The 4,126-nt window shown below is 69.1% G+C and carries 1 protein-coding gene; it reads left to right on the forward strand.

Annotated elements, in window-relative coordinates; genetic code table 11:
* The first annotated feature begins 558 nt into the window (after nt 1-558).
* Nucleotides 559-4,011 carry a ThuA domain-containing protein gene (locus tag ACWEVO_RS31685; protein WP_452311132.1) on the forward strand — a complete coding sequence of 1,151 codons (3,453 nt, stop codon included), beginning with the start codon at nt 559-561 and terminating at the stop codon, nt 4,009-4,011.
* Nucleotides 4,012-4,126 lie beyond the last annotated feature (115 nt).

Below are 4,126 nucleotides of genomic sequence, written 5' to 3' on the forward strand. Positions count from 1 at the left end.
GCGGGTCGGGGAAATCGTTTCCCCGACCCGCCGCAACAGCCGGCCGCGGCGTGCCACGTCGCCGCCCAGGATTTTCCAACGACACCTGGAACAAATATCGGACACGACCGGCTCCCTCTATGCAGGGAGCAATAAGTCGTGGAACAGGAATACGTAAAGACTGACGGCGATCGGGCCCGCGAACGCCGCTGACCGGAGCCGCGCCATCGGCATATCACGTCGATCATGCGGCCTGGCTCGCCCGCTCTCGCCGTTCACCGACTCGTCGTGATGCCCCGCCAGCCGACCGCCTCCTGGCTCGACCCTCCCTGCGCGCACCCCTCTGAGCAGGAGAGACGACACCGTGGGCGCACTGACTCCAGCGGCACTGGCCCGGTGGCCAACCGCCGGCGGTACCGCCCGTGAACCATCGACCCCGAGCTGGCGGCAGCGCCATGGAAACGCGTCACCCTCTTTGTGAAAAACCCTGAAAACATTGACCGGCCAAAATTGATCTCGTAGTGTGCAAGTAACGTGAAAGCGCTTTCCTACTCCCGTAGCCCATTGAGGAGCGCGTGTATGAGACGCCAACGCACGCTACTTTTCGCCCTGCTCGCCGCCATCACACTCATCCTGCCGAGCACCGCAGCGAACGCCACCGAATCGACCACCACCGACAATTTCCGGGTGCTGGTCTTCTCCAAAGTCACGAACTTCTACCACGACTCCATCCCGGCCGGCGTCGCCGCCGTCCGGCAGCTCGGCGACCAGCACGGCTTCGCCGTCGAAGCCACCACCGACGCGGCCGCGTTCACCGACGCCAACCTCGCCCGCTTCGACGCCCTCGTTTTCAACAACACCAACTCCACCCCAGCCTCCGGCGACCTGCTCGACGCCGACCAGCGGGCCGCCCTGCAGCGGTTCATCCGCGACGGTGGCGGCTGGGTCGGCCTGCACGCCGCCTCGGCCAGCGAAAGGGACTGGACCTGGTACGAGGGCCTGGTCGGCGCCATCTTCGACACCCACCCGGACTTCTCCCGCACCGGCGGCACCTACCCCGGCCGGATCAAGGTCCTCGACCACGCCCACCCCTCCACCAAGGGCCTGCCGGAGCTGTGGGAACGAAGCGAAGAGTGGTACAACTGGCGAACCAACCCCACCGGCAAGGTCCACACCCTCGCCCAGATCAAGGTACGCGACGGCATACCCGGCCTGGACGAGGGCGTCGACCACCCGTACTCCTGGTGCCAGAACTACGACGGCGGCCGATCCTGGTTCACCGCCGGCGGGCACAGCTCCTCCTCGTTCCAGGAGCCGGCGTTCCTGCAGCACCTGCTCGGCGGCATCAAATGGGCGGCCGGCGCCGCCCCCGGTGACTGCGGCGCCACCCGGACCACCAACTTCGAGCGGGTCCCCCTGGTCAACCAGGACCTGTCCGACCCGTTCGAGCTGGCCGTCGCACCGGACCGCCGGGTCTTCTACATCGAGCGCACCGGCGCGCTGAAGGTCGTCAACCAGGACACCCTCGCCGTCACCACGCTGCTGGACTTCGCGTACACCCCAGAGCAGACCAGCCAGTCCGACGGCCTGCTCGGCATGACCCTGGACCGGCACTTCGACAAGACCAACTGGATCTACCTGCTCTGGTCCGACCGGGTGGAGAAGCAGCTGAACCTGTCGCGGTTCACCGTCGAGGGCGACAAGGTCCGCCTCGAGTCGGAGAAGCGGCTGCTGAGCATCCCGACCTGGCGCGGTGAGGCGCGGGCCAACTCGCACATGGGCGGCTCGGTGACCATGGACCAGCAGGGCAACCTGTACGCCGCGATCGGCGACAACACCGACCCGTTCGAGTCCAGCGGCTTCACGCCCGTCGACGAGCGGGCCGGTCGCCGCGCGTACGACGCGCAGGGCACCGCCGGCAACACCAACGACTTGCGCGGCAAGGTCCTGCGGATCAAGCCCCTGCCCACCGGCGGGTACGCCGTCCCGGACGGCAACCTGTTCGCCTCGGGCACCGCGAAGACCAGGCCGGAAATCTACGCGATGGGCCTGCGGAACCCGTTCCGCATTACCGTCGACTCCAAGACCAACGCGCTGCTGGTCGCCGACTACGGCCCCGATGCCCGCGCCGCCAACCCGAACCGCGGTCCGGAGGGGACCGTCGAGTTCAACCGGATCACCAGCGCCGGCAACTACGGCTGGCCGTACTGCATCGGCAACAACATCCCGTTCAACGACTACGACTTCGCCACCGCGACCTCGGGGCCGAAGTTCGACTGCATGGCGCCGGTCAACGACTCCCCCAACAACACCGGCCTGACCAACCTCCCCGCGGCCAAGCCCGCCCTGGTCTGGTACGCCTACTCGGCCTCCCCGCAGTTTCCGGAGCTGGGCACGGGCGGCGGCGGCCCGATGAGCGGGCCCGTCTACGACTACGACCCGTCCAACAAGCGGCTGACCAAGTTCCCGCAGTACTTCGACGGCAAGTGGATCGTCTACGAGCTGACCCGCCGGTGGTTCAAGACGCTGTCGATTCACGAGACCGCCCAGACCTTCACCGACCCACGCTTCAGCCCCACCAACGCCGGTGACCTGCAGTCCATCAACGGGAGCTTCGGCAACATGTCCTGGATCCAGCCGTTCGAGGCGCAGTTCGGCCCGGACGGCTCCCTCTACGTCATCGACTTCGGAGAGGGCAGCGGCAGCGGCCGCGGCGGCAGCAATGAGGGCGCCGGCATCTACCGCATCGACTACGTCGCCAACAGCCGGCCCCCGGTGGCCAAGCTGAGCGCCGACAAGGACAGCGGGCCCGCGCCGCTGACCGTCGCCTTCTCCAGCGCCGGCTCCAGCGGGCCGGACGGCACGCCCGTCACGTACGCCTGGGACTTCGACGGCAACGGCAGCGTCGACTCCACCGCGGCCAACCCCAGCCACACCTACAGCACCCCGGGGCGCTACACGGCCCGGCTCACCGTCACCGCCACCAATGGGCAGACCGCCGTCGCCGTACAGGAGATCACCGCCGGCAACACCCGCCCGACGGTGACCCTCAGCGTCCCCGACGGCGCCTTCTTCGACTTCGGTGACCGCATCCCGTACACGGTGACGGTCACGGACCCGGAGGAGAACAGCATCGAATGTTCGAGGGTGGTTGTGCAGACCCAGCTCGGCCACGACTCGCACAGCCACCCGCTGGACAACTACGTCGGATGCACCGGCGTGGCGGTCACCGAGAGCAACGGCGGCGACGGGCACGGCCCCGGACAGAACCTCTACACCGTGCTCACCGCCCAGTACACCGACGGCGGGGCGGCCGGGGCACCCGAGCTGGTCGGCTCGACCCGGGCCGAGCTGCAGACCAAACGCAAGGAGGCCGAACACTTCGACGGGCAAAGCGGCATCCAGGTCCTCGACCGGGCCACCGCGAGCGCCGGCAAGCGCATCGGTGACATCGACAACGGCGAGTGGATCAACTTCGGCCCGGTCAACCTGCGCGGCATCGACTCGCTCACCCTCGGAGTCGCCTCCGGCAGCAGCGGCGGCGACATCGAGATCCGGGCCGACTCCCCCACCGGACAGCTCCTCGGCCGGGCCACCATCGGCAGCACCGGCGGCTGGGACAACCTCGCCTCCCCCACCGTCGAACTGACCGACCCGGGCCGCACCACCACCCTCTACCTGGTGTTCGTCAACCCGACCCAGACCGGTGGCACCCCCGACCTGATGGCACTGGACTGGCTGCGCTTCAACGGCGCCGGGGTGCGCGAGCAGACCGACGCCACCGTGTCGGCCACGGCCACGCCCACCACCGGCCCCGCACCCCTGGCGGCCGCCTTCACCGCGACAGCGTCGCCGGCGGCCGGGCGCACCATCACCGATTACGCGTGGGACTTCGGCGACAACACCGCCGTCGCGCACGGCCCGTCGACCAGCCACACGTACGCCCGCAAGGGCATCTACACCGCGCAGCTGACCGTCACCGACAGCCTCGGGGCAACCATGTCCTCGACGGTGGTCGTGACCGTGAGCTGAGCGCCCGGAGCGGTGGCGGGGTGGGACGGCACCCCCCCCCCCCCCCCCCCGGCCACCAGCCCCACCCCACCGGGGAACCCCTGAAAGCCCCCGTCGCCCCCCCCCCCCCAGCGCG

It is taken from the genome of Micromonospora sp. NPDC003776, assembly GCF_053605645.1.